This window comes from Paraburkholderia sp. J8-2, assembly GCF_905220195.1.
GTDB lineage: Bacteria > Pseudomonadota > Gammaproteobacteria > Burkholderiales > Burkholderiaceae > Paraburkholderia.
The window spans coordinates 775,285-797,267 of sequence record NZ_CAJMZA010000001.1; the positions used below are offsets into that span (position 1 = coordinate 775,285).

Genomic DNA, 21,983 nt, shown 5'->3' on the forward strand with positions numbered 1-21,983 from the left:
CCGCTCAGTCGAGCGGCATGCGAAACCCGACCACGCCCGGGTCTTCGGTGGGCGTGACGGTGAAGCCGCAGGCGCGCGCGAGGCCGATCATCGGTGCGTTCTCGCGCAGCGCCTCGCCGAGCAGCCAGTGCGTGCCGCGCGAGCGCACGTACTCGATGATGCGCGCCATCAGCAGGCGGCCAAGGCCGCCGCGCTTGAGATTCGACAGAATCGCGACCGCGAATTCGGCGGTCTCGTTGTCCGGGTCGGCCACCGCGCGCACCACACCCAGCGTGCGCGGCTGGCCGTCTTCACCGTGCACGACTGCGATGAGCGCCATCTCACGGTCGTAGTCGATCTGCGTCATGCGCGCGAGCTGCGAGTGATCGAAGCTGCGCACCGCCGAAAAGAAGCGCAAGCGCAAATCGTCGGGCGTCATCGATTCGACGAACGTGCGATGCATGTCCTCGTCTTCGGGACGGATCGGCCGGATCGTGAGGCGCTCGCCGTGCCAGTCGAGCGTTTCTTCGAGCCGCCGCGGATACGGCATGATCGCGAAACGGCTGCGCTTTTCCGCAAGCTGCAGGCAGGGCGCGACAACCACGACCGCCTCGGGCAGCACGCGCAGCGTCAAACGCAAGCCCACGACCTCCCGCACCTCGCACACGAACTGCGACAGCTCGGTGAGCGCCGCCAGCGTCGGCTCGGGCGCCGTGTAGCGCGCATACGGCGAGTGCGCGACGATGTCGCGCGAGAGCACGGGATTGAGCGGCGGCAGGCTATACACACGCAGCGGCGGCGAAAAATCGTCCGGCGAAGGCGCGGCGAAACGGAACACCGGGCCGAAGTTGTCGTCGTCGCGAAACTCCACCGTCACGTCCACCACCGGCTTCACACCCGGCTCGTCCTGCGCCTGCGTGGTGAGCCCGAACAAGGCCAGCAATCTGCCCGCCTCTTCCCCTTTCAGTTCCGTGCGCCCGGCCGCCAGCGCCGCGCGCGCCTCGCCTTGAGCGGCCTCGATCGCGGCCGGCCCCTGGGCGGGCATCGTTTCGGGCGTCTGCATCAATAGCTCGCGGCCCAGCCGGTAATCGACGAGACGCGCGAACGCGCGCGCCAGACGCCGCGGCGTGGTGTGCACCGGAATGCCGTGCGCGTGCAACTCGTCGCGCGTTTTCTCGTCCACGCCGCCAAAGAAGCACGCGAGCATGCCGCGATACGCGTAGCGCTGCTGCTCGATCAGCGTGCGCGCCACCGCGTCCACGGGCGCGCTGTGGGTGGGCGCGTGCACGACGAACGCCGTGCCGCTCGAGCGGTGCGTGGCGAGCGTTTGCAGCGCGAGGCCGAAGTGCTCGGGCTTCGCGGTGTCGCCGAGCACGAGCGGATTGCCCGCCTGAGCATGCGGCAGCGCGGCCTGGATGGCCGCAAGCGCTTCGTCATCCCAACGCGCGAGCGTGTCGCCGGCCTTCATGAAGGCGTCGCGCGCGAGCGTCGCCACGCCGCGGTCGCTCGTGATGAGCGTGGCCGTGTCGCTCGCGGCCACGCGGCCCACGCCAAGCGTTTCGATTTCGTCGAGCAGGTCGTCGAGCGTATCGACGCGCACGAGGCCCGCGCGCCGGAACGCCGCCGTGTAGAGCGCGTCGCCCTTGTCGTCGCGGCCGCTGCGCAACGCGAGCACGGGCTTGTTGCGCGCCGCCGCGCGCGCTGCCGACATGAACTTGCGCGCCGCGCGGATCGTGTCCACTTCGAGCAGGATGGCGCGCGTGCCCGGGTCGCTCGCGAGATAGTCGAGCACGTCGCCCACATCGACGTCGGCTTCGTCGCCGAGCGCGATCACGTGCGAGAAACCGAGGCCGCGCGGCGCGGCCCAGCGCAACACGGCGTTGGTGAGGGCGTTAGACTGCGAAACCCACGCCACGCCGCCCTTGCGCGCGATCGATGCCGCCGCGCCCAGTTGCGCGTTGAGCGCGGGCGTGAGCGCGCCGAGACTGCCGGGGCCGACGATGCGCAGCAGATGCGGGCGTGCCGCCGCCAGCGCGTGGCGCAGGTCGGCCTGATCGGCCTCGTCGCGCACCTCGCCGACGATGATCGCCGCGCGCGTGCCCATGCCGCCGAGGCGATGCACGAGCGCGGGCCACGTGGCGGGCCGCGTGCAGATGATGGCGACGCCGGGCGCTTCAGGCAGATCGCCTGCGTCGGCAAGCACGGGGCGGCCGTCGAAGGCTTCGAAGTCGCCCGCATGGCGCGGATTGACGGCCCACAGCGGGCTCGTGAAGCCGCCTTCGATCAGCCGCCGCCACACCATGCTGCCGATGCTGCCGGGGCGCTGCGAAGCGCCGATCACGGCCACGGATTTGGGCTGGAATACCGCATCGAGATTGCGTACGGTCACAGGCACTCCTCGTCGGTCGGACACGCGCTGGCCGTACGGGCAAGCGCCGGTTTGTCTTCGTTTATCGCTACGAGAAGAGGATAGGGCAAGCGCGCAGGCGATGCGCGTTTTTCGCCCGGCGCGTATGCGCGCAGATGCGGCGGCATGGCGTCGCACGCCCCCTGGGGCGTGCGCCACGACGATGCGCGAGAAAGGACTTCGCTGGTTTGAAAACGCGGCGCGAGCGCGCCGCGTGTTTTACATCGACTTGCGGAACGGCGCGCCCGAATGCTCGCGCAGTTCGTTGAACACGATCTTCGGCCAGGCCTTTTGCGCGACCTCGATTTCGGAGACGTGCGAGGCGAGGTATGTGGGCGCGTTCGAGGCGTCGTAGGCCATGCGGGCTTCGTACGAATCGGTGAAGCGGCGCAGCTCTGCGGGATCGTCACACGTGACCCAGCGCGAGAGGCGATAGCGCGCGGGCATCAGGCGCACGGCAACCTTGTACTCGGCCGCGAGGCGGTGCGACACCACTTCGAACTGCAGCTGGCCAACCGCGCCCAGGATCGTTGCGCCGCCGTGGATCGGGCGGAACACCTGAATCGCGCCCTCCTCGCCAAGCTGCTTGAGCGCTTCGCCCAGCTGCTTTGCGCGCATCGGATCGACCACTTCGATGGTCTGGAAGATTTCCGGCGCGAAGAACGGCAGACCCGTGAATTGCAGGTCTTCGCCTTCGGTGAGCGTGTCGCCGAGACTCAGCGTGCCATGATTAGGAATACCGATGATGTCGCCAGGGTACGCCTCAGCCACGGTTTCACGGCGCTGCGACAGAAAGCTCACCACGTTGTTGGCGCGGAAGGTCTTGTTGTTGCGCGTGACCTTCAACTGCATGCCGCGCTCGAAATGCCCCGAGCACACGCGAATGAACGCCACACGGTCGCGGTGCGCGAGATCCATGTTGGCCTGCACCTTGAATACAACGCCGGTGAACTTCGTTTCTTCAGGCGAGACCGGGCGCTGCACGGCCATACGCGGCGACGGCGGCGGCGCGAGATCGACCAGCGCGTCGAGAATTTCCTTCACGCCGAAGTTGTTGATGGCCGAACCGAACAGCACCGGCGACTGCTCGCCCGCGAGGAAGGCGTCGCGATCGAACGTGGGCGTCGCCCCCGTGATCAGCTCGACTTCTTCCTTGGTGCGCTTCCAGTGATAGCCGAAACGCGCTTCACCTTCTTCTTCGCTAATGTTTTGCAGCGTTTCCACCGCTCCGCCAAGCGACTCCTGGCCTGCGCGGAACACGCGCACCTGGTCGCGCTGGATGTCGTACACGCCCTGGAATTCCTTGCCCATGCCGATGGGCCAGGTGAACGGCACGGCGGCCACGCCCAGGTGCTGCTCGATTTCGTCGAGCAGGTCGAGCGGCTCGCGCACTTCGCGGTCGAGCTTGTTGATGAACGTGAGAATGGGCGTCTTGCGGCTGCGGCAGACTTCGAGCAGCTTGAGCGTCTGCGCTTCCACGCCGTTCGCGCCGTCGATCACCATCACGGCCGCGTCCACGGCCGTCAGCACACGATAGGTATCTTCCGAGAAGTCCTCGTGGCCCGGCGTGTCGAGCAGATTGATGACGGCGTCGCCGTACTCGAACTGCATGACCGAGCTTGCGACCGAAATGCCACGCTGTTTTTCGATCTCCATCCAGTCGGAGGTCGCAAAGCGGCCGCTCTTCTTGCCTTTCACGGTACCGGCGATCTGGATCGCACCCGAAAACAGCAGCAGTTTTTCGGTGAGCGTGGTCTTGCCCGCGTCCGGGTGAGAAATGACCGCGAACGTGCGGCGGCGTCTGAGTTCGGCTACTGACATGGATAGGGCGGGTATCACTGATGAATTCGGGCAACCGGGCCGCGCGGCGGGGGTTGCGGCGAGCGCGGCGGCGCTTGCGGGCGCGTTTTCAAGTCACGCTTCGCGCACTTGCCGCGGCCCTGAGCGGACCGCTACGCGCGGCAAATAGCACGAGCGATCGGGAATGTCCCGGAAATGCCCGCGCAATTAAAGCGAAAAGGCGCCGGGACCGAATGATACACGGCATTCGGCCCGTCGACTAAAGGTTTGATGGGGCTCGAACGGGTTAGACGTGCAGGCTGGCGCCGCTTTTCCACAGGTGAGCTTTTACAGGACCTCGATGCGAGGGCGTCGTCGGTGCTGTTATGCACCCGGCACGCTCGCGAGACGCCGCCCATTTTCACGAAAATTCCCTTTCGCGTCAGACGTGCGCCCGCTGCGTTCACGCTCTGGCCCTGCGCATTGCGGCACGCCGCTGCGCGCGGCACAGCGCGTGAGGTGAGCTTTTTCGGGAGGCTTGAAGCGGGGCGGCTCTTGCGCCGGGTGCCGCCGGGTGCCGACGGGTACTTCGCGCACCCCGGCATACCTGCCTGTATGGGCCGGTGAGGATCGGCCCGTTATTCCTTGATGAGAAAGCGTTCGCGGTTCTTGCCCGCCAGCCAGCCCGGCGCACGGCCACGGCCGCTCCAGGTTTCGCCGGTCTTCGGGTTCATGTAGCGGGCCGGCAGCGCTTTCTTGCGCGCGGGGCCTGCACGCCGGCTCGCGAAGCCCAGTTCTTCCGCAGTGATGTCGTACTCCGCGATCTTTTCCTTGATCTCGGCGATCGCCTGCTCGATTTCCTTTTCACGCGCCGCAGCCACTTCCTTATGAAGCTTCTCCAGCTGGGCGGTCAGTTGCTTGTAGCTCGGCATGAAACATCATCTCCAGTTCGGTCGCGAGACTGCCATTGTGACCGGTTTGGAGCACGAGCGACGATGAAGGGGCGCTTTTTTACAAAACTGCCGCAAACGTTAGCGTTAGCGCTCGCGCTGCTGCAGCGATTCGTGCGACAGGCGGCTTTCGAGCGCACGCAACGCTTCGTTGAGCCGCTTCACGCGCAGCATCTGCGAAGGCACGAGGTTCTCACTGGAAACCGATTCGAGCCGGCCGCGCCAATAAGAGAGCGGAATACGGTCGCGCCCGGAGAGCCGCCCGATGATGTGCTCGAGATGCTCAATGTCCTTTTCGAGTTGGTGATGATTCATCGCTGCCCCCGGTAATGACAAGTTTTATGGAGCGCGCGCAAATAGCGCGCACTCACTTTCATCGCATCGCCGCTTTTCCGCATGCAGCGGATAATCGGTCAGTTTGGTAATCGCGCCTTCCGGCCGCACAAAATGCACGCCGCAGCGGATTTACGGCTTTTGTTCGTACTGTCAGACCAGAATAAGGCCAGCGAGCCCGCCGATCCGTTGGATACCGCACGGAAATTCAAATGCCGCTCGTCCACGCTGACGGTTGTATCCGCATCCATATCGGAAAGCAGATTAACGGGGGGTATTGCATCTGTATATTCCTCAATTGTGGAACGTTATGCGGAGCGCATTTTGCTGCCGATAGTCTTTCACAATGCGAACTATGAGAATGGCGTGACAACAAACGAATCACAATACGATCGCCTGCTGCACCTTATTTACGACACACTCGATAATCCTTGCGCCTGGAAGGATTTCTGCGCGCAATTGCGCGAAACGATTGGCGTGGCGTCGATTCATCTGTTTGCCTTTGAACGGCAGCGCGATCTCTTTTCCTGGAGCGACGGTTTTGCCCTCTCCGGTGCGGAACCGCTGGAGCGCATTCGGCCGCTCTATCGCGACGACGCGCGCCTTGCATGGCTGCGTGCTTTCCCGGCGGGCAAGTGGCTGCATTGCGACGTGGAATTCGACTGCGCAGAAGGCGACTGTGCACCCGGCCTCGAACTCGGTCCGCTCGAGGAAGGCCATCACTGCGCGGCGCTGTGCAAGCTGCTCGAACAGCACGGGCTCACGGTCATGCTCGCGTGCAGCGCGGGCGCCGAGGCCGGGCCGCTCCCGGCCGGGCACCGCGAACTGCTCGAGCGGCTCACGCCGCACCTCGTGCGCGCGGTGCGCCTTTACACGCGCCGCCTCACCTTGAACGCAGACACGCTTGCAAACCGCTCACGCCCGCCAGCCATGCTCGTGAGTGCGCTGGGCGAGGTGCTCCATAGCAACGAGCCCGCGCAGCGGCTTCTGAAAGCGACCTCGCTCGTGCGGGTGCGCGGACGGCGGCTCACGCTCGCGGCGCCCCACCACGCGCGCCTGCTCGAGGACATCGCCGTAAGCGAGGCCAGGCTGCGTAGCCGCACAAGCGGCGCGCGGGCGGCAGCGGCGCGCTTTCGCGCGTTACGCATTGTCGGCGCTGTAGAAGGCACGGTCGCGACGCTCGCACCCGACGGCGCCGCCTCAACGCACCCGCACGGCCAGACCCATGACGAGCCGGGCCATGAGCAAGCCTTGGCGAAGCCTGCTGCGAGCCAGCAGGAGGTGCTCTACGCGTTCTACAACGTGGTGACGGCCGACGACCCCTCGGCCTCGGAATTGCGCGCCTTCGCGGCGCTGACCTTTTATCACCCGCGATCCGCGCCGCTAGTCGACGAACGAGTGCTCGCCACGGCCTTCGACCTCTCGCCGGCCGAATGCCGTATCGCGCTGTTGCTCGCGGAGGGTCTCACGCAGAAGGAGATCGCCGCACACGTGGGCGTGCAGCACGACACCGTGCGCAAACAATTGCAATCGATCTTTCAGAAGACGGCGACGCGCCGCCAGCCTGACCTGCTGCGCCTTTTGCTGAATCTGCCGGCGCGTGGCACAAGCGCCGCCGCCGAGGGCTGAGCGGCGCGAGGGTTATTGAGCCTTGCGGCAAGCGAATACGAGCGTGTAGTTGCCGTTGTCGGTCGATGACGTCACGGTGTCGTAACCCGCGCCGGCGCAGCGAGCACGCGCCTGCTGCGCGCAAGAATCGCGATCGCCCGAGGCCGGGCATTGGACCTGGACCGTCGGTCGGCCGTCCGACAGGAACAGCGGCGGCCCGCTGCTGCACGCACCAAGCCCTGCGATCAAGGTCAACGCGCCTGCCACGAACGGCAATCTGCGCAAACGGAACAACGACGAACCAGGAAGAGTCATTTGGAGCACCCGATGGGCTTCTAGTTTTTCGACGTTGCGATTGTGCCATGCCGCGAGCCATGTGCGATGCATCGACGCGAGCGCACACTGTGCGCGCTCAGGGCGCACTCGAGAGCGTCTTGTAAGGCAGCGCGCCGTGCGGGTCCGAACTCACGCGCACGAAGACCTGCTCGACGTCGGCAATCGCGGCGAGCCTGCGTTCCAGCGCCGCGCTGTCGAAGCCCGCACCCACACAGCCCTCCGCATAGACAAAACGGCGCTGCACCGTGATCCAGATGCTCGTGCCCGCAAACAGGGCATCGCCTTGCAGTTGCTGACGAATCGCCGCGGCGATGTCGGCGTCGTAAAGATACGAGTTCGGCTTCGAGCACTTGTGCGCGAGCCAGCACGTCGTGCCGCGCTCCACGCGATAGTGGGCGTCGTCGTCGGCTTCGGCTTTCGTCATCAGCGGGCCAAGCGGTTGCGGACAGGCGCCGATCGCGCTAGACAGCGCGAAGAACGGGTCGTTGTACCAGTTCTTGCGTTGGGTATCCGTCGTGCCCGACGCAGGCGCCGAGGCTCCGGTTTGCGACTGCGCCGCTGCATGCGCCCAGAAGCCCGCGAAAACGCTTACGCAGGCAAGCGCCACCGCAAGCCGCGCTGTCTGCACCGCCCACGCGCGCGCCCCGCTTTCGCCTCGCATACCCATCGCACTCATCGACTGCCCCCTTATCGGCCCGTTGCGGCTCGCTCTCTTGCGCAACGATAGGTCCGCGCGGCCACGCTCGCAATAACGAGACACATCCATTCGCTACAATCGCTGCGACGCATCATGGCCGTGCCGCATTAAAAACCGCATCGCGCAACACGATCGATCCGCAGGAGACTCCATGTCGTTTGTTATCGTTCTCGCCGCCCTCGCGTTCCTCATGCTCGCCGCGTATCGCGGCTACAGCGTGATCCTCTTCGCGCCCATCGCCGCGCTCGGCGCGGTCCTCCTCACCGAGCCCGCCGCTGTTGCACCCGTTTTTTCCGGCATCTTCATGGAAAAGATGGTGGGCTTCGTGAAGCTCTACTTTCCCGTGTTCCTGCTCGGCGCGGTATTCGGCAAGGTGATCGAACTATCGGGATTCTCCGAAGCGATCGTGCACGCTGCCATCCGCTATATCGGCCGCTCGCGTGCCAACGCCGTGATCGTGGCCGTGTGCGCGCTGCTCACGTACGGCGGCGTTTCGCTCTTCGTGGTGGTGTTCGCCGTGTACCCGTTCGCCGCCGAACTCTATCGCCAGAGCGATATTCCCAAACGCCTGATGCCCGGCGCCATTGCGCTCGGCGCCTTTTCGTTCACGATGGATTCGCTGCCCGGCACGCCGCAAATCCAGAACATCATCCCGACCACGTTCTTCAAGACCACGGCATGGGCCGCGCCCGCGCTGGGCGTGACCGGTTCGCTTTTCATCATCGTGGTCGGTCTCTCGTACCTCGAATGGCGCCGCCGCGCCGCGATGGCGAAGGGCGAAGGCTACGGCACCTCGCTCGTGAACGAACCCGAGCACGTGAAGACCGAGCAGCTGCCCAACCCGGTGCTGGCCGTTGCGCCGCTCGTGCTGGTGGGCGTGGCGAACTTCCTGCTCACACACTGGATTCCCGTCTGGTACGGCGACACCGTCACCGTGCCGCCGGAAGTGCTGCCCGGCGTTCACACGCCGGTCACCGCCACGGTCAAGCAGGTCGTGGCGATCTGGGCGGTTCAGGGTGCGCTGCTCGCCGGCATCGTGCTCGTGATCGTCACGGCGTTCGGCCGCGTGAAAAGCCGCTTTGCGGACGGCACGAAGGCGGCAGTGGCCGGGGCGCTGCTGGCCTCGATGAATACCGCCTCCGAATATGGCTTCGGCGGTGTGATCGCGGCGTTGCCCGGCTTCATCGTGGTGAGCGATGCGCTCAAGAGCATCCCGAATCCACTCGTCAACGCCGCCGTTTCGGTGAGCGCGCTCGCGGGTATCACGGGGTCGGCATCGGGCGGCATGAGCATCGCGCTCGCGGCCATGTCGGATCTCTTCATCAAGAGCGCGCAGGCCGCGCATATTCCCATGGAAGTGCTGCATCGCGTGGTCGCCATGGCGAGCGGCGGCATGGACACGCTGCCGCACAATGGCGCGGTCATCACGTTGCTTGCAGTCACGGGGCTCACGCACCGCCAGTCGTATCGGGACATCTTTGCGGTGACCGTGATCAAGACGTTGGCCGTCTTTTTCGTTATCGCTGTGTACTACGCGACGGGCATTGTTTGAGGTGAAGCGCTCGCAGACAGGCCAATGCCGACAAGTCGTAGGAAGAGCCGGCTAACCAGCCGGCCCTTCCTGCCGCTTCGATGAATCCGCGCCAGGTAGTTCGCGCGGCGCGTGCAAAATCGACGACGAAAGCGACAACTACTGCTCGACGCTTTGCACAGTGAACAGCCGTCCGAACTGAGGCAGCTCGTCCTTCACGCCACCCAGCCTCAACGCGTGCCACGCCATTGCATGATTGCTGGACGTGACAGGCTTGCCGAGTTCCCGCTCAATTGCGGCGACCTCGTCTGCCAACCGGACAGAGGTGCAGGAGACAAACACCGCATCGACGTCTTCGTGCCGGCCGAGTTCGAGAACGGCATTGCGGACTGACTGTGCGTCGATTCGCGCCACCTCGTTGTCGTCGGAGTGCTCGAACGAACCCATTCGTACGATGTTCACGCCGCGAGCGATCAGGTAGTCCTTCATGGACTCGGTAATCTCGCGCACGTACGGAGTCAGGAGCGCGACCCGTCTTGCGCCCAACGAATTGAGCGCGACTCTGGCGGCTGTGATGGGTGTCGTGCATGCAGCATGGGGCCGGGACTCCCTGATTCGCTCCATGACGTGACCTTCGCCGAGCACCATCGATGCCGACGTGCAGCCAAACGCTACGACGTCAAGCCGCTCGCCAGGACGGATGACGGCAACGCCCGGAGCAATCAGGCTATCCATCTCTCTAAGCGTCGCCGGTGTGATTTCTGCCGAATTCAGAATTCGACTCTCGTAGAATCCCACGCCTTCGACGGCAAGCAGCTTGCGCCATTCGTATTCGATCGTGTGGTCGGTCGCGAGAACGACCAGACCGATTGCAGCGCGACGTGAAATCCCCTCATCGAGGGTGAAGTCGAGCTTCACATAGCGCTCTGCAGTTTCAAGGGTTTCCATTCTGTGCCTGCCCCTTCAACGTTGTCCGTTCATGCTGACACCAGGTTAAGTGACGCTCACCAGCGCTTCATTCATACGCCACATATCAGACTGCGGCGATGACTCCGATTTCGACGGTGTATTGGGGGAACGCAAGCCTGGATTCAACGCAAGCGCGAGCAGGAGCCTCGCCTTCTGGCACCCACGCGTCCCACACTGCATTCATGTCGTTAAACGTCTTGTAGTCGGCGAGCCAGATGCTTGCAGTCAGAACTCGGGTTTTGTCCGAGCCGACCTGCTGCAGCAGGCGGTCAATCTTCGCGAGAATCTGCTCGGTCTGCCCCTTCACGTCCTGGCTCGGGTCATCGGCAACCTGTCCGGCAAGGAACGCGAAACCACCGTAGACAACGGCCTGACTCATTCGCTTGCCACTCTCGTAACGCTTGATTTGCATCGGCTCCTCCGTCTGGTCATGTGAAGTACAGCACATAGACTAGCCCACATCACACACAATTGTCGACACTTTTATCGACACATTCAGGTAAAGTCCCCGGTAATCGATAGCTCTCATTGCGTTTCTTTTTTGTTAGTAATATACATTTGTGTCGACACTTCGAGCGCGACGGCTGCTCGACGCGAAGTCATTCAACCTTTGAGACTGAGGGCATCATGAGGGTAATTGTGCTTGGCGGTGGCGTAGTCGGCGTGACCACCGCGTACCAGTTGCAAGCGGACGGGCATGACGTGACGGTCGTTGACAGGCAGCCGGTGGTCGCCGGCGAAACCAGCTGGGGTAACGCCGGCATGGTTGCGCCAGGACACTCATTCGTCTGGTCTTCACCGAAAGCGCCAATGATTTTGCTCAAGTCGCTAGTGCTCAAGGACCAGGCGCTTCGCTTCAAATTCTCTACCGATCCGAGGCTGTACAGCTGGTCATGGCGCTTCCTGATGGAGTGCAACTCAGAAAAGGCACGGCGCAATACGCTGCTCAAACATCGGCTCGCCGCCTATTCGCAGTCCGTGCTTCAGGACGTCATCAAGACTGAATCCGTGAGCTACGACCGCAATGACAGGGGAATTCTCTACTTCCATCGGAGTCAGGAGGCGCTGGACCGTGGCGTAGCGCAGATGAAGCTTCTTGAGTCGGACGGTCAAATTATCAAGGTATTGACCCGCGAGGAAGTGATCTCCCTGGACCCCTCGCTTTCGTCAGCGAAGGACGGCATTGTCGGCGCAATACATTGCCCAACAGACGAAACGGGCGACCCGGCGAAATTCACGCGTGCTCTGGCGGATATTGTGGTCGCAAGAGGCGCGACGATTCTGAACAGCACGAACATCGAAGCGCTGGAAGTCTCGGGCGGAGAGATTTCCGGAGTGCGCACGGACAAGGGCATTGTGAAAGGCGATGCGTACGTGCTGGCCTTGGGCAGCTACAGCCCGATACTCGTGCGACGCATTGGTATCAATTTGCCAATCTACCCGGTCAAAGGATACTCACTCACTATCCCGATTGAAGGACATGCGCAGCCGCCCAATGTGGCGGCGGTCGACGAACACAACCTGGTTGCGATCTCGAGATTTGGGGACCGGATTCGCGTCACCGCCACCGCGGAGTTTGCCGGGTATGACACCGCACATAAGCCGTCGGACTTCGCGTTCATGAAGCGAGTCACGCAGGAACTCTATCCCGACGGGGGCAATTACGAACGCGCTGAAATGTGGGCAGGCCTGCGGCCAATGACTCCCAACAACCTGCCATTCTTTGGTCAACGCAAATATCGCAATCTGTACCTGAACACCGGTCACGGTCACATTGGCTGGACGATGTCTCACGGCTCGGCGCGTATCACTGCTGACCTGATTGCGGGGCGTGTGCCGGGAATCCCGATGGAGGGTTTGGTGTCCTGATTACCCGTTGAATCTCGAATGGCTCACGCACAAGTCCAGCGTGTGTCGCCAGCATTGCGGTGTTAAATGGGATGGTGGCAGCGCGCACCATCCCGCGCCTGGAGGAGCCGCCTGGCGGCGGGCGCGCGTATTGTAGAATACAGTATTGCCTACACTTTCAGGCAGCAAGGACGGGAGACGTCCGCGTAGCATCTCACGAGCACCCCGCATGTTGACATCGGCCAATCGAAGGCGCGAGGCGCTCGGACAGAAATAGAAATGGCGTAATGCATTAGAAAGGGAACGGAAAATGGCTGGCTACACTTCGCTCATTCGTGATTCCAAGCCGCGCGTGCGGGAGACCAGCGCTCCAAAGCGAGCCGGACTCACAGTGAATGACCTCTACGAGCATTTGAAGGAGATGGCCGTCCTGTACACGATTCGGCCTGGCGAGCGGGTGAACGAACTCGAACTCTCAGAGAAGTTCGATGTGAGCCGCACGCCCCTTCGAGAAGCGCTCAACCGCCTTGTTGCGGAAAACCTGTTGACCTTTGTGCCCAACAGGGGATTCTTCATTCGGGAGTTGAATCGTCAGGACATCTTCGATCTGTTCGAACTCCGGCGCAGCATCGAGGCATCGGCCGTACAGCTCGCCGTCGAGCGCGCCGACCCCAAAGATGTCCGTGCCTTGCGCAAGTTCTGGAAAGACGTGATGAAGAACAAGGCCGCGCAGGCTCCTGCCGCTCAACTGGTCGCACGCGACGAAGAATTTCATGTGCGGCTAGTGGCGCTATCCGGCAATAACGAAATGGTTCGCGCGCTCTATAACATCAACGCGCGCATTCATTTTGTCCGTTGGGTCGACCTTGAGCAGCGCGGCCACGATGCATTCGCGGAACACCTCGATATCCTCGACGCGATCGAGGCTCGCGACGCGAAACGTTGCCGCGAGCTCACCGAGAAGCACATCACCTGGCGCATGGAAGAAATTGCCAAGGTCGTGGATGCAGGCGTTGTGAAGCTTTACTCGCAATAAACATCAAGACGCAGGCCAGTTTCCTGGCCTTCTCCCCACGAAGCACACCGCCTGTTTCAAGGCTTCGATGACGGAATCGCATCACATGCCGGATTCCGTCATCGCCAGGCGCTTTGCGGTCTTCACGCGCTTCAAGCGACCTGCTTGAGTTCAATCACGGCGGACTTCGACAGTTGGGCAACGGCGTTCGTCCATTCGACGTCGACGGACTTCAGATTGCGCTCCTTGACGTGTCCGTACCCACGAATCTTCTCCACCATGCTCGCTGCGCGCACCGCGGTTTGATAATTGCGCGACGTGCCATGACGGAGAATCTCGTCGACCGTTTGCTCGTAGCGAGATATCAAGCTTCGCTCCATCCGGCGCTCGCCCGTGTAGCCAAATACGTCGAACGCCGTTCCTCGCAACACCTTCATCTTTGCGAGCATCCGGAACGCGGGCAGAATCCAGGCGCCGTATTCCTTTTTGCGCGGCTCACCGCTCAATGCGTCCTTGCGCGCGAAAAGGGGTGGAGCCAGATTGAATGCAATACGGAAGTCGCCGTCGAACTGCTGTTTGATGCTCTCGACGAACTCAGGCGAAGCATGAAGCCTTGCGACTTCATACTCGTCCTTATAGGCGAGAACCTTAAAATAACCGCTTGCCACCGCGCGGGTGACGGTCTCCTCACGCGGCATAACCGTGCGCTCCCAGTCGCGAACCTTGCCAACGAGCCTGCGAAAGCGCTCGCCGTATGCGGCATTCTGATAGTCAGTCAGGAATTTGACCTTGCGTTCGATAAACTCGTCGAGCGATGACGACATGCGCCGGGACTCGTGCACCGGCTTTGCCGTGGCGACTACTCGTTCAGCCGACGTGGGCGACTGAGCCGCACGGCGCCCCCACAGAAAGGCTTCCTTGTTCATCTTGACGCCCGCGCCATTAAGCTCTATGGCGGCGTTGATTGCCTCAGCGCCAATCGGGATGAGACCACGCTGATAAGCATAGCCAAGCATGAACATATTGCCCGCAATCGTGTCGCCGAAAATATCGAGGGCGTACTTCGTCGCATCGACAAACTCGACACGATCACTACCGACGGCATCCGCAATGCCCTTGCGCAGTTCCTGCGCTGGGAACGTGAGGTCGGGGTGACGCGTAAATTCGCCCGTCATCACTTCATGCGTGTTGACAAGCATGCGCGTTGCGCCCTTTCGCGTCGCGGCGAGTGTCTTTCGGCTCGCGGCCACGACCATGTCGCAACCCAGTACGGCATCGGCACCGCCTGCAGCGATACGGATAGCCTTGATAGCGCTCGGGCTCTTGCCGAACCGCAGATGCGACCATACCGAGCCGCCCTTTTGAGCAAGACCGGCCATGTCCAGAATTCCGCAGCCCTTGCCTTCTAGATGCGCCGCCATGCCGAGAACCGCTCCAATGGTCACAACACCGGTGCCGCCCACACCCGTCACGATGATTGAATAGACGCCGTTCTCGACCGAAGGCAGTTCAGGTTCGACCAGTGCCGGGAACAATTCGATGTTCGGCTTAACGGTTCCAGCCTTTCGCAGACTCCCGCCAAGTACCGTGACAAAGCTCGGACAAAAGCCGTTGTTGCATGAAAAGTCCTTGTTGCAGGCCGACTGGTCGATGGCGCGTTTGCGCCCATGCTCCGTCTCTAGCGGCATCAGCGAAACGCAGTTCGACTTCACGCCGCAGTCGCCACAGCCCTCGCAGACGAGGTCGTTGATGACCAGGCGCTTCGCCGGGTCCGGAAACTGGTTGCGCTTGCGACGGCGACGCTTCTCTGCCGCACAAGTCTGGTCGTAGACCAGCACTGTCACCCCCGCAACATCGCGAAGCTGTTCCTGAACCTTTTGTAACTCGGAGCGGTGATGGATCGTCACGCCTTGTGCCCAGCCGGCATCTGCCGGGTACTTCGACGGGTCGTCCGATACGACGGCAATGCGGCTAACGCCTTCCGAATGCACCTGCGTTGTGATGGTCATCGGACTGAGTTGACCATCGTGCCGCTGGCCACCGGTCATCGCCACCGCATCGTTGTATAGAATCTTGAACGTGATATGCGTTCCGGCAGCGACCGCCGCACGGACGGCAAGCAGTCCAGAATGAAAATACGTGCCGTCGCCCATGTTCTGGAACATGTGAGCGCGCCGGGAGAAAGGCGCCTCGCCAACCCATGCCATTCCCTCCGCACCCATTTGCGTGTAGCCCATCGTGTTGCGGTCCATCGTCTGCGCCATCCAGCTGCAGCCAATTCCGGCGTAGGCTTTGCTTCCTTCTGGAATGACCGTCGATGAGTTGTGCGGACAGCCACTGCAGAAGTAAAAACTGCGCAGCATCGCTTCGGGAGCAAACTCGACCTTGCTCAGTTCCGTCAGGAACTCGACACGTTGCGCGATGCCTTGACCTTGCGCGTACGGCACCAGCCGCTGTCCCAACGCGATAGCGATCTGCAGCGAACTCAGTGACATTTCAACCGGGAAGAGCTTCTTGCCGCTCTCGTCATGCTTCCCGATCACCACTGGCGCGTGCGGCGCGCGATACAGAATGTCCTTGATCTGGGACTCAACGAGGCTGCGCTTCTCTTCAACGACCATGAGAAGGTCAAGTCCTTCAGCGAACTTCTGGATACCCTGAGGCTCGAGAGGCCACGTGCACGCGACCTTGTAAATGGCGACACCCATGGACTCGAGGTCCGCTTCGGTAACGTTCAGGTCATCGATCGCCTGCAAAAGGTCCAGATAGCTCTTGCCATGCGTCACGATGCCGAGTCGCGCACCCGGCTTGCCCAGCGTGACCCGGTCGAGCCCGTTGGCTCGAACGAACGCGCGAACGGCATCGAGCTTGTAGTTGTGAAGCCGGAATTCCTGCTCCTGTGGCGTGTCGGGATGCCGAAGGTTGAGTCCGCCCGCAGGCATTTCCACAGTGGCGGGAAATTGCGGTGTGACGCGGTCGAGGTCGACATCGATGGCTGCCGATGCGTCCGCCGTGTCTTTCACGCACTTGAGACCCACCCAGCAGCCCGAATACCTCGACATGGCCCAACCGTACAAACCGTAGTCGAGAATTTCCTGCACACCGCTCGGGCTCAGAATGGGAATCGATGCGTCGACCAACGCGAATTCCGACTGATGGCACGTGGTCGACGACTCGCATGTGTGGTCATCGCCCATGAGCAGAAGCACGCCGCCTTGCTTCGAACTTCCGGCAAGATTGGCGTGACGAAAGGCGTCGCCGCTCCGGTCGACGCCTGGGCCCTTGCCGTACCAGATGGAGAAGACGCCGTCGTACTTCCCTTCTCCGCCAACTTCGGCCTGCTGCGTGCCCCAAACCGCGGTGGCCGCCAGGTCCTCATTGACACCAGGTACGAATACGACATTGGCTGCCTTGAGAAACGGGCTTGCCTTTCCCAACTCGGCATCGTAAGTGCCAAGCGGAGATCCTCTGTACCCCGAAACGTAGCCGGCCGTGTTCAGGCCGTTGGCCTTGTCGCGCCGATGCTGCATCAAGGGAAGGCGAACGAGTGCCTGCACGCCGGTCAGGAAAATGCGCCCGCTGTCGAGGGTGTACTTGTCGTCAAGCGTTACGGTTCGTAGTGTCACAGTGTCTCCTTCGAAGCGGCATGTTCGCGGGACGGGACATCCAGGCCCACCTATCGCTCCCGATTTTGAGGAGCGTGCGCGCAACGACCATCTTGTTGTGGACTTCAGAGGCCCCTTCAACCATGCGGGCCTGCCGTGCATAGCGTCGTGCTACGAGCGAGCGGGCGAGCGATCAATGCGGTCGACCGCCCAGGTAGAGACGACGCATCTCTTCGCTTTCGAGCAGGTCGGAGGCCTTTCCTTCCAGTGCGACCTGCCCCATCGAGAGAACGTAAGTGCGATCGGAAATGCGCAACGCCTCCGTCGCATTCTGCTCCACCATCAAGACACCGATACGCTCGGTATTGCGCAGATCGATAATTGCATCGAACACTTCGCCGAGCATTTTGGGCGACAGCCCCGCCGAAGGCTCGTCGAGCAGAAGGAAGCGAGGCTTTGGCATCAACGCACGAGCGAGAGACAGAATCTGCCGTTCGCCCCCCGACAAACTCGACGCCCGCGCCCGGAGTTTTCTTTTGAGCACCGGGTAAGCGTCGCACAACGCGTCGAGCCTCTCCCTCCTGTCTTTCTCCTGCATAAACTGCCCGCCGAGCATGAGGTTTTCCCAAACGGACAACGCGCCGAACACATTGTCCGTTTGAGGCACGAATCCGATTTCGTGTTTTCTGATCTTCTTGTGCACGGGCACCTGCCCAATATCGATATCGCCTAAGGTGACCGTGCCTTGCCGGGGCAGAAGAAACCCGGCGACCGTCTTCAGCAGCGTCGACTTACCGCAGCCGTTGGGGCCGAGGATGGTGACAATCTCCAGTTGCCGCGCGTTAATAGAGATACCGCGAAGGATGTCGACTTCGCGCGTGTAGCCAGCGACGACGTTGTTGACCGCTATCATGCGACTGCTCCCGCGACCTGGTATTGCCTGCCGGGCTTCTTGCCGAGGTAGGCCTCGACAACGCTCTCATGGGTTTCCAGTTCCGAGGGAAGGCATTCGGCAACCGTTCTGCCCTTGTCGAGAACGATACAACGGCTGCACGTTTCGGAAATGAAGTGCATATCGTGTTCGATGATGACGAGGGTAATACCCTGACTGTTTATTCGCTTGAGCGTAGTGACGAGTTCCGCGCGCAGGTTCGGGTGAACGCCGGCCATAGGCTCGTCGAGCAACAAGAGCGATGGCTGCTCCATCATTGCGCAGGCAATACCAAGGAGCTTCTTTTGTCCACCTGAGATGGACGCAGCGGGAAGATGGGCGACCTTTGTGAGGAGTAGCTCATCGAGAAGTTGACGCGCGCGTTCACGCGTTTCCTCCTCAAGTCGCCTTATTGCGGCGGACCGCCATAGCGTGCTGAATAGACCGTGGCTTCGCGTTGACGCAGCCATTACGACTTCTGCCACGGTCATTCGGCTTGGCATGGACGGCAACTGAAAAGTGCGGCGCACGCTTTTCGCGGCAATCTGATGAGCGGCCAGGCCACTCACGCGCTCTCCGCGAACCTCCACGACGCCGCGGTCTATGGAACAGTATCCGGTTATGACGTTCAGCACGGTACTCTTTCCGCAACCATTCGGCCCGAGCAGACCAACGATTTCGCCCTGGCGCACGTTGAAGTTAAGACCGGTCAATACCTGGTTGCCGCCAAAAGCCTTATAGACGTCTTGCAAGCGAAGCATCGTGCTCATGATACGCTCCGAATTCTTTCGGGAACCAGGCCACCCGGACGGGCAAGAAGGCACGCGAGCAGAATGACGCCGATTGTGCCGAGCCGAACCGCACCAGCGATATCGCTACTGATGTCGAGATAGTCTTTGACGAACGGCACGGCGCTGTAGATGGCTTCGACGAGCACCGCACCAAGCACCACTCCAAGGTTGTTGCCTAACCCGCCGATCATGACCATCGTCCAGATGACGAAGGTCTCCGACGCCAGCATGTAGTCTGGCCCAACGAAGCTCATATAGTGAGCGAGCAGCGAACCGCCAACTGACGCAATTGCCGCGCTCGTGACTGTCGCCTTCACCTTGAGCGGCACAAGCTGGTATCCAAGGCTCGTCGCCAACGCCGGCTCTTCACGCATCAAACGGATTGCGCGGCCGAACCGGCCACGCGTGAGCCGCATGCAAGCAAGGAACGCAATCGCCACCATCGCAAGAGCAAGCGCGAAGAACGCAAGGTCGTTCTGCGCGCCCGCGGCGGCCCGGAAGAGTTCCGGGACCCCGCTGATTCCCTGCGCACCGCCTGTGAGCCAGTTCTCGTTGAGCGCCACGGTTCTGATGAGTTCAGCGACAGCGAGAGTCGCAATCGCCCAGTAGTCCGATGCGAGATTCCGCCCTAGTCGTGCCATGGCGAATCCCACCACCATTGCGGCCACGACGCCGACCAGAATTCCGACCGCAACGGGATATCCAAGCGACGCTGTGATGGCAGAGGCATAGGCGCCCACTCCGGCGAACGCGACAAAGCCGAAGTTCAGTAGTCCAGCAAATCCTGCCTGAAGGTTCAGCCCGAGCGCGAGAAGCGCGTAAATGCAACTGAGCGTTGCTACGTGCAAGAGAAAGCTATACACGACGCACCTCCCTGTCAAAGATGCCGTACGGCTTGAACAACAGTGCGATAAGGAGTATCAGGAACGACGCCGCGCTGATATAGGTAATCGGAACATAAACGTCCGACGTTCCGAACAGCCAGCCGAAGTCGAGGTTCGTGACGAGTGTTTCCGCGACTGATATCAGCAGCGCGCCGGCCGCCGCACCAAGCGGATTACCCAGTCCACCAAGAATCGCTGCGGCGAACACGGGCAGTAGCAGGTTCGTGCCAAGCCCAACGTGGACTGTCTCGGTCAGACCGAGCATGGTTCCGCCGAGTGCAGCCAGCGCTCCGCTCAGGAAGGTAATCCCGTTCACCACCCGCGAACCATCAACTCCGGTTGCGGCGGCAAGCGCCGCATTCGAAGACATCGCGCGCATTGAACGTCCAACGCCTGTCTTGAAGAGCAACACAGCCAACAGCGCTACGCAGCCAAAACCACATCCAATCGACGTGAGCTGATCGATTGAGATGGTTGTCGACCCCAGTGAGATCGGACGAGGGAGCCCCGACGAGTACCGGAACGGGCGAGACCCGGCGACGCCCAGGACGACCGCAATGCAAATCATCGAGATGGCGAGCGAGCCGATCATCGCGATTGAACTGCCTGAGCGGAGCAAGCGCTTGAAAACGAGCACGTTGAGCAACACGGCAAGGATGCCCATCCCAACGCAGGAACCCAATAGTGCGAGCGCGAACGGCATGCCCACGCGAGTCAGCCCAAGCGTACCGAACGCGCCCAGCATTGCGTACTGCACATGCGCGATGTTCGGAAATTTGACCAGCGAGTACACGACGCTGAGCCCCACGGCAACCAGCATGATGTCCGAAGTGCGTATCAGGGCGTCGACGATAAATTGCAGCATGGAACTCTCCAGGAGCTACCGCGCTGCGAGGCAGCGCGGCAAAGCTTATCGGGAAACGACCTTGCTATCGAACTTCACCTTGTCGTACGGCTGTTCCTTGCGCTGACCACCCTCATCAAACGCGACCGTTCCAGTCGCGCCGCTGTAAGCGGGCATCGCCTTCATTGCCGCGCGGATTTTGGCGGGGTCGGCGCTACCGGCCTTATTGATTGCGGCCGCAGCAACCATGACGCCGTCGTATGCATAGCTACCAAAAGAGGACTTGGGAGCCTCCTTGTACCTGGCGCGATACGCTTGCTCGTACGACTTGCCGCCATCGCCGACCGAAGCGACTTCGAGGCCTTCCTGCCCCTGTGCAGCTTGCGGCAGGGTATCGCTCGTGCACATCGTCAAGTAGATGCCGTACCACTTCTGCTTGTTCAGGCCGAGTTCGTAGGCCTCGCGGTTGATCGTTGCCGCTTCCTGCCCATAGGCGCTGTACACATAAGCCTGAGGCGACGAACGGGACATCTGCTGCAATTCGCGCCGGTAGGTCGATTGCCCCTCGCTGTAGAGCACCACGGAGGACACCTTGCCGCCCAGCGATTCGAAGCGCTTCTTGAACTCGTTGGCAACGCCCTGTCCATACGAATTGTTCGGCGCAATGAACGCCACGTCCTTCAGGTTTTGCCCAAAGACATCGCCTGCTGCGAAACGTGCCGACAGGTCGTCCAGCCCGATAACGCTAAACGAGCCGTTGCCAATTTTGCGAATCTGCGGACTGGACGAGCCGATGTTGATATGAACGTCGCCCTGCTGGACCACATACTCGCCGACGGGAATCGTGATTCCCGACGAGAACTCGCCGAGCACCACTGGGACCTTGTTGACCGACACCAGCTTGCGTGCAGAACTTAGCGCGGTCGCGGCAACACCACCTGAGTCCTCGACGATCACTTGCAGCTTTTGCCCGAGCACACCGTTGTGCGCATTGACCTGCTCGACAGCAAGCTCAATTCCCCGCCGCTGGTCATCTCCAACCGAAGCGCTCGCTCCCGTCAAGGGCAGCACCGCGCCAAGCGAAACCGTCTGCGCGAGCGCCCCGCCCGCCATGGAAAACAACGCGCTCGCGGCAACGCTGATGCACAGCTCTTTCGCAAACTTCATGGTGCCACCCCTTTAGTCAATGAGGAAATTAGACTACACAAGTGTCGACACTCTATAGCAAAAAAAACGGCGTCAATAGAAACATCGACACCTGGATACAACATCGCGGCAAGCCCCAGAGCCTACGCACGCTCAGCGCCCGGACAACCCGGCGCTTTCGTTCCTGCCTGACCCGGGCGCTGCATGTCGCTGCCGCGACGCTCGAAAGCAACCGCACTTTCTCGGCTCAAAGTGAAATCAGACTAGCGGATTGTCTACACTTTTGTATTCTAGTTTTCCCCAGTTTCCTCCCTTGCTTCGATCACGCTG

At 61.7% G+C, this 21,983-nt stretch carries 18 protein-coding genes; 4 read left to right on the forward strand and 14 right to left on the reverse strand.

The annotated features are described in order from the left end of the window. Positions 1 to 4: 4 nt before the first annotated feature. The 4 genes from U5A52_RS03350 to U5A52_RS03365 form a co-directional block, all read right to left on the reverse strand. Positions 5 to 2,368, reverse strand: a complete 2,364-nt coding sequence (locus U5A52_RS03350) for a GNAT family N-acetyltransferase (protein WP_321933934.1) — start codon at positions 2,366 to 2,368, stop codon at positions 5 to 7. 237 nt (positions 2,369 to 2,605) lie between these two features. Continuing rightward, positions 2,606 to 4,207 carry a peptide chain release factor 3 gene (locus U5A52_RS03355; RefSeq protein WP_321914366.1) on the reverse strand — a complete coding sequence of 534 codons (1,602 nt, stop codon included), beginning with the start codon at positions 4,205 to 4,207 and terminating at the stop codon, positions 2,606 to 2,608. 596 nt (positions 4,208 to 4,803) lie between these two features. Next, entirely contained in the window at positions 4,804 to 5,097 is a 294-nt protein-coding gene (locus U5A52_RS03360; RefSeq protein ID WP_158760624.1) for an H-NS family nucleoid-associated regulatory protein, read from the reverse strand. A 105-nt stretch (positions 5,098 to 5,202) separates the two neighbouring features. Then, positions 5,203 to 5,430, reverse strand: coding sequence for a hypothetical protein (locus tag U5A52_RS03365; protein WP_321933935.1), 228 nt, complete (start codon positions 5,428 to 5,430; stop codon positions 5,203 to 5,205). Between the two features lie 384 nt (positions 5,431 to 5,814). Here U5A52_RS03365 and U5A52_RS03370 point away from each other — a divergent pair, with 384 nt between their 5' ends. Continuing rightward, positions 5,815 to 7,077 carry a helix-turn-helix transcriptional regulator gene (locus U5A52_RS03370; protein WP_321933936.1) on the forward strand — a complete coding sequence of 421 codons (1,263 nt, stop codon included), beginning with the start codon at positions 5,815 to 5,817 and terminating at the stop codon, positions 7,075 to 7,077. Positions 7,078 to 7,089: 12 nt separating this feature from the next. Here the strand turns inward: U5A52_RS03370 and U5A52_RS03375 are convergent, their stop codons facing one another. Both U5A52_RS03375 and U5A52_RS03380 read right to left on the reverse strand, forming a co-directional pair. Next, positions 7,090 to 7,371: a hypothetical protein gene (locus U5A52_RS03375; protein ID WP_321933937.1), complete on the reverse strand. Its 282-nt coding sequence runs from the start codon at positions 7,369 to 7,371 to the stop codon at positions 7,090 to 7,092. Positions 7,372 to 7,468: 97 nt separating this feature from the next. Then, positions 7,469 to 8,068: a BON domain-containing protein gene (locus U5A52_RS03380; protein ID WP_321933938.1), complete on the reverse strand. Its 600-nt coding sequence runs from the start codon at positions 8,066 to 8,068 to the stop codon at positions 7,469 to 7,471. 172 nt (positions 8,069 to 8,240) lie between these two features. Here U5A52_RS03380 and U5A52_RS03385 point away from each other — a divergent pair, with 172 nt between their 5' ends. Beyond that, positions 8,241 to 9,641 carry a GntP family permease gene (locus U5A52_RS03385; RefSeq protein ID WP_321933939.1) on the forward strand — a complete coding sequence of 467 codons (1,401 nt, stop codon included), beginning with the start codon at positions 8,241 to 8,243 and terminating at the stop codon, positions 9,639 to 9,641. Positions 9,642 to 9,779: 138 nt separating this feature from the next. On the opposite strand, the gene U5A52_RS03390 is transcribed toward U5A52_RS03385, so the two are convergent. Continuing rightward, the gene (locus U5A52_RS03390) at positions 9,780 to 10,568 is read right to left on the reverse strand and encodes an Asp/Glu racemase (protein WP_321933940.1); all 789 of its coding nucleotides are present in this window, start codon (positions 10,566 to 10,568) and stop codon (positions 9,780 to 9,782) included. A gap of 85 nt (positions 10,569 to 10,653) precedes the next feature. Continuing rightward, complete coding sequence (locus U5A52_RS03395; protein ID WP_158760630.1) at positions 10,654 to 11,001, reverse strand: RidA family protein; 348 nt, start codon at positions 10,999 to 11,001, stop codon at positions 10,654 to 10,656. 215 nt (positions 11,002 to 11,216) lie between these two features. On the opposite strand from U5A52_RS03395, the gene U5A52_RS03400 reads away from it, so the two are divergent. After that, on the forward strand, positions 11,217 to 12,458 hold the full coding sequence (locus U5A52_RS03400; protein WP_321933941.1) for a D-amino acid dehydrogenase: 1,242 nt from the start codon (positions 11,217 to 11,219) through the stop codon (positions 12,456 to 12,458). Between the two features lie 289 nt (positions 12,459 to 12,747). Next, positions 12,748 to 13,473 carry a GntR family transcriptional regulator gene (locus U5A52_RS03405; RefSeq protein WP_321933942.1) on the forward strand — a complete coding sequence of 242 codons (726 nt, stop codon included), beginning with the start codon at positions 12,748 to 12,750 and terminating at the stop codon, positions 13,471 to 13,473. 131 nt (positions 13,474 to 13,604) lie between these two features. Here the strand turns inward: U5A52_RS03405 and U5A52_RS03410 are convergent, their stop codons facing one another. The 6 genes from U5A52_RS03410 to U5A52_RS03435 form a co-directional block, all read right to left on the reverse strand. Further along, positions 13,605 to 17,078 carry an indolepyruvate ferredoxin oxidoreductase family protein gene (locus U5A52_RS03410; RefSeq protein ID WP_321933943.1) on the reverse strand — a complete coding sequence of 1,158 codons (3,474 nt, stop codon included), beginning with the start codon at positions 17,076 to 17,078 and terminating at the stop codon, positions 13,605 to 13,607. A gap of 172 nt (positions 17,079 to 17,250) precedes the next feature. Beyond that, positions 17,251 to 17,970, reverse strand: a complete 720-nt coding sequence (locus U5A52_RS03415; RefSeq protein WP_321933944.1) for an ABC transporter ATP-binding protein — start codon at positions 17,968 to 17,970, stop codon at positions 17,251 to 17,253. After that, positions 17,967 to 18,758: an ABC transporter ATP-binding protein gene (locus U5A52_RS03420; protein ID WP_321914377.1), complete on the reverse strand. Its 792-nt coding sequence runs from the start codon at positions 18,756 to 18,758 to the stop codon at positions 17,967 to 17,969. Before U5A52_RS03420 ends, U5A52_RS03415 begins: the two co-directional genes overlap by 4 nt. After that, positions 18,755 to 19,642, reverse strand: a complete 888-nt coding sequence (locus U5A52_RS03425; RefSeq protein WP_321914378.1) for a branched-chain amino acid ABC transporter permease — start codon at positions 19,640 to 19,642, stop codon at positions 18,755 to 18,757. The genes U5A52_RS03420 and U5A52_RS03425 overlap by 4 nt, the downstream gene beginning before the upstream one ends. Beyond that, entirely contained in the window at positions 19,635 to 20,528 is an 894-nt protein-coding gene (locus U5A52_RS03430; RefSeq protein ID WP_321933945.1) for a branched-chain amino acid ABC transporter permease, read from the reverse strand. The genes U5A52_RS03425 and U5A52_RS03430 overlap by 8 nt, the downstream gene beginning before the upstream one ends. A gap of 45 nt (positions 20,529 to 20,573) precedes the next feature. Next, positions 20,574 to 21,674, reverse strand: coding sequence for an ABC transporter substrate-binding protein (locus U5A52_RS03435; protein WP_321914380.1), 1,101 nt, complete (start codon positions 21,672 to 21,674; stop codon positions 20,574 to 20,576). Between the last annotated feature and the right edge of the window lie 309 nt (positions 21,675 to 21,983).

Bases quoted from the DNA above. Each gene is read 5' to 3' on its own strand.
- U5A52_RS03430 (WP_321933945.1), bottom strand. From the start codon at position 20,528: ATGCTGCAATTTATCGTCGACGCCCTGATACGCACTTCGGACATCATG.
- U5A52_RS03415 (WP_321933944.1), bottom strand. From the start codon at position 17,970: ATGATAGCGGTCAACAACGTCGTCGCTGGCTACACGCGCGAAGTCGAC.
- U5A52_RS03365 (WP_321933935.1), bottom strand. From the start codon at position 5,430: ATGAATCATCACCAACTCGAAAAGGACATTGAGCATCTCGAGCACATC.
- U5A52_RS03375 (WP_321933937.1), bottom strand. From the start codon at position 7,371: ATGACTCTTCCTGGTTCGTCGTTGTTCCGTTTGCGCAGATTGCCGTTC.
- U5A52_RS03420 (WP_321914377.1), bottom strand. From the start codon at position 18,758: ATGAGCACGATGCTTCGCTTGCAAGACGTCTATAAGGCTTTTGGCGGC.
- U5A52_RS03385 (WP_321933939.1), top strand. From the start codon at position 8,241: ATGTCGTTTGTTATCGTTCTCGCCGCCCTCGCGTTCCTCATGCTCGCC.
- U5A52_RS03390 (WP_321933940.1), bottom strand. From the start codon at position 10,568: ATGGAAACCCTTGAAACTGCAGAGCGCTATGTGAAGCTCGACTTCACC.
- U5A52_RS03380 (WP_321933938.1), bottom strand. From the start codon at position 8,068: ATGAGTGCGATGGGTATGCGAGGCGAAAGCGGGGCGCGCGCGTGGGCG.
- U5A52_RS03360 (WP_158760624.1), bottom strand. From the start codon at position 5,097: ATGCCGAGCTACAAGCAACTGACCGCCCAGCTGGAGAAGCTTCATAAG.
- U5A52_RS03435 (WP_321914380.1), bottom strand. From the start codon at position 21,674: ATGAAGTTTGCGAAAGAGCTGTGCATCAGCGTTGCCGCGAGCGCGTTG.
- U5A52_RS03405 (WP_321933942.1), top strand. From the start codon at position 12,748: ATGGCTGGCTACACTTCGCTCATTCGTGATTCCAAGCCGCGCGTGCGG.
- U5A52_RS03400 (WP_321933941.1), top strand. From the start codon at position 11,217: ATGAGGGTAATTGTGCTTGGCGGTGGCGTAGTCGGCGTGACCACCGCG.
- U5A52_RS03395 (WP_158760630.1), bottom strand. From the start codon at position 11,001: ATGCAAATCAAGCGTTACGAGAGTGGCAAGCGAATGAGTCAGGCCGTT.
- U5A52_RS03355 (WP_321914366.1), bottom strand. From the start codon at position 4,207: ATGTCAGTAGCCGAACTCAGACGCCGCCGCACGTTCGCGGTCATTTCT.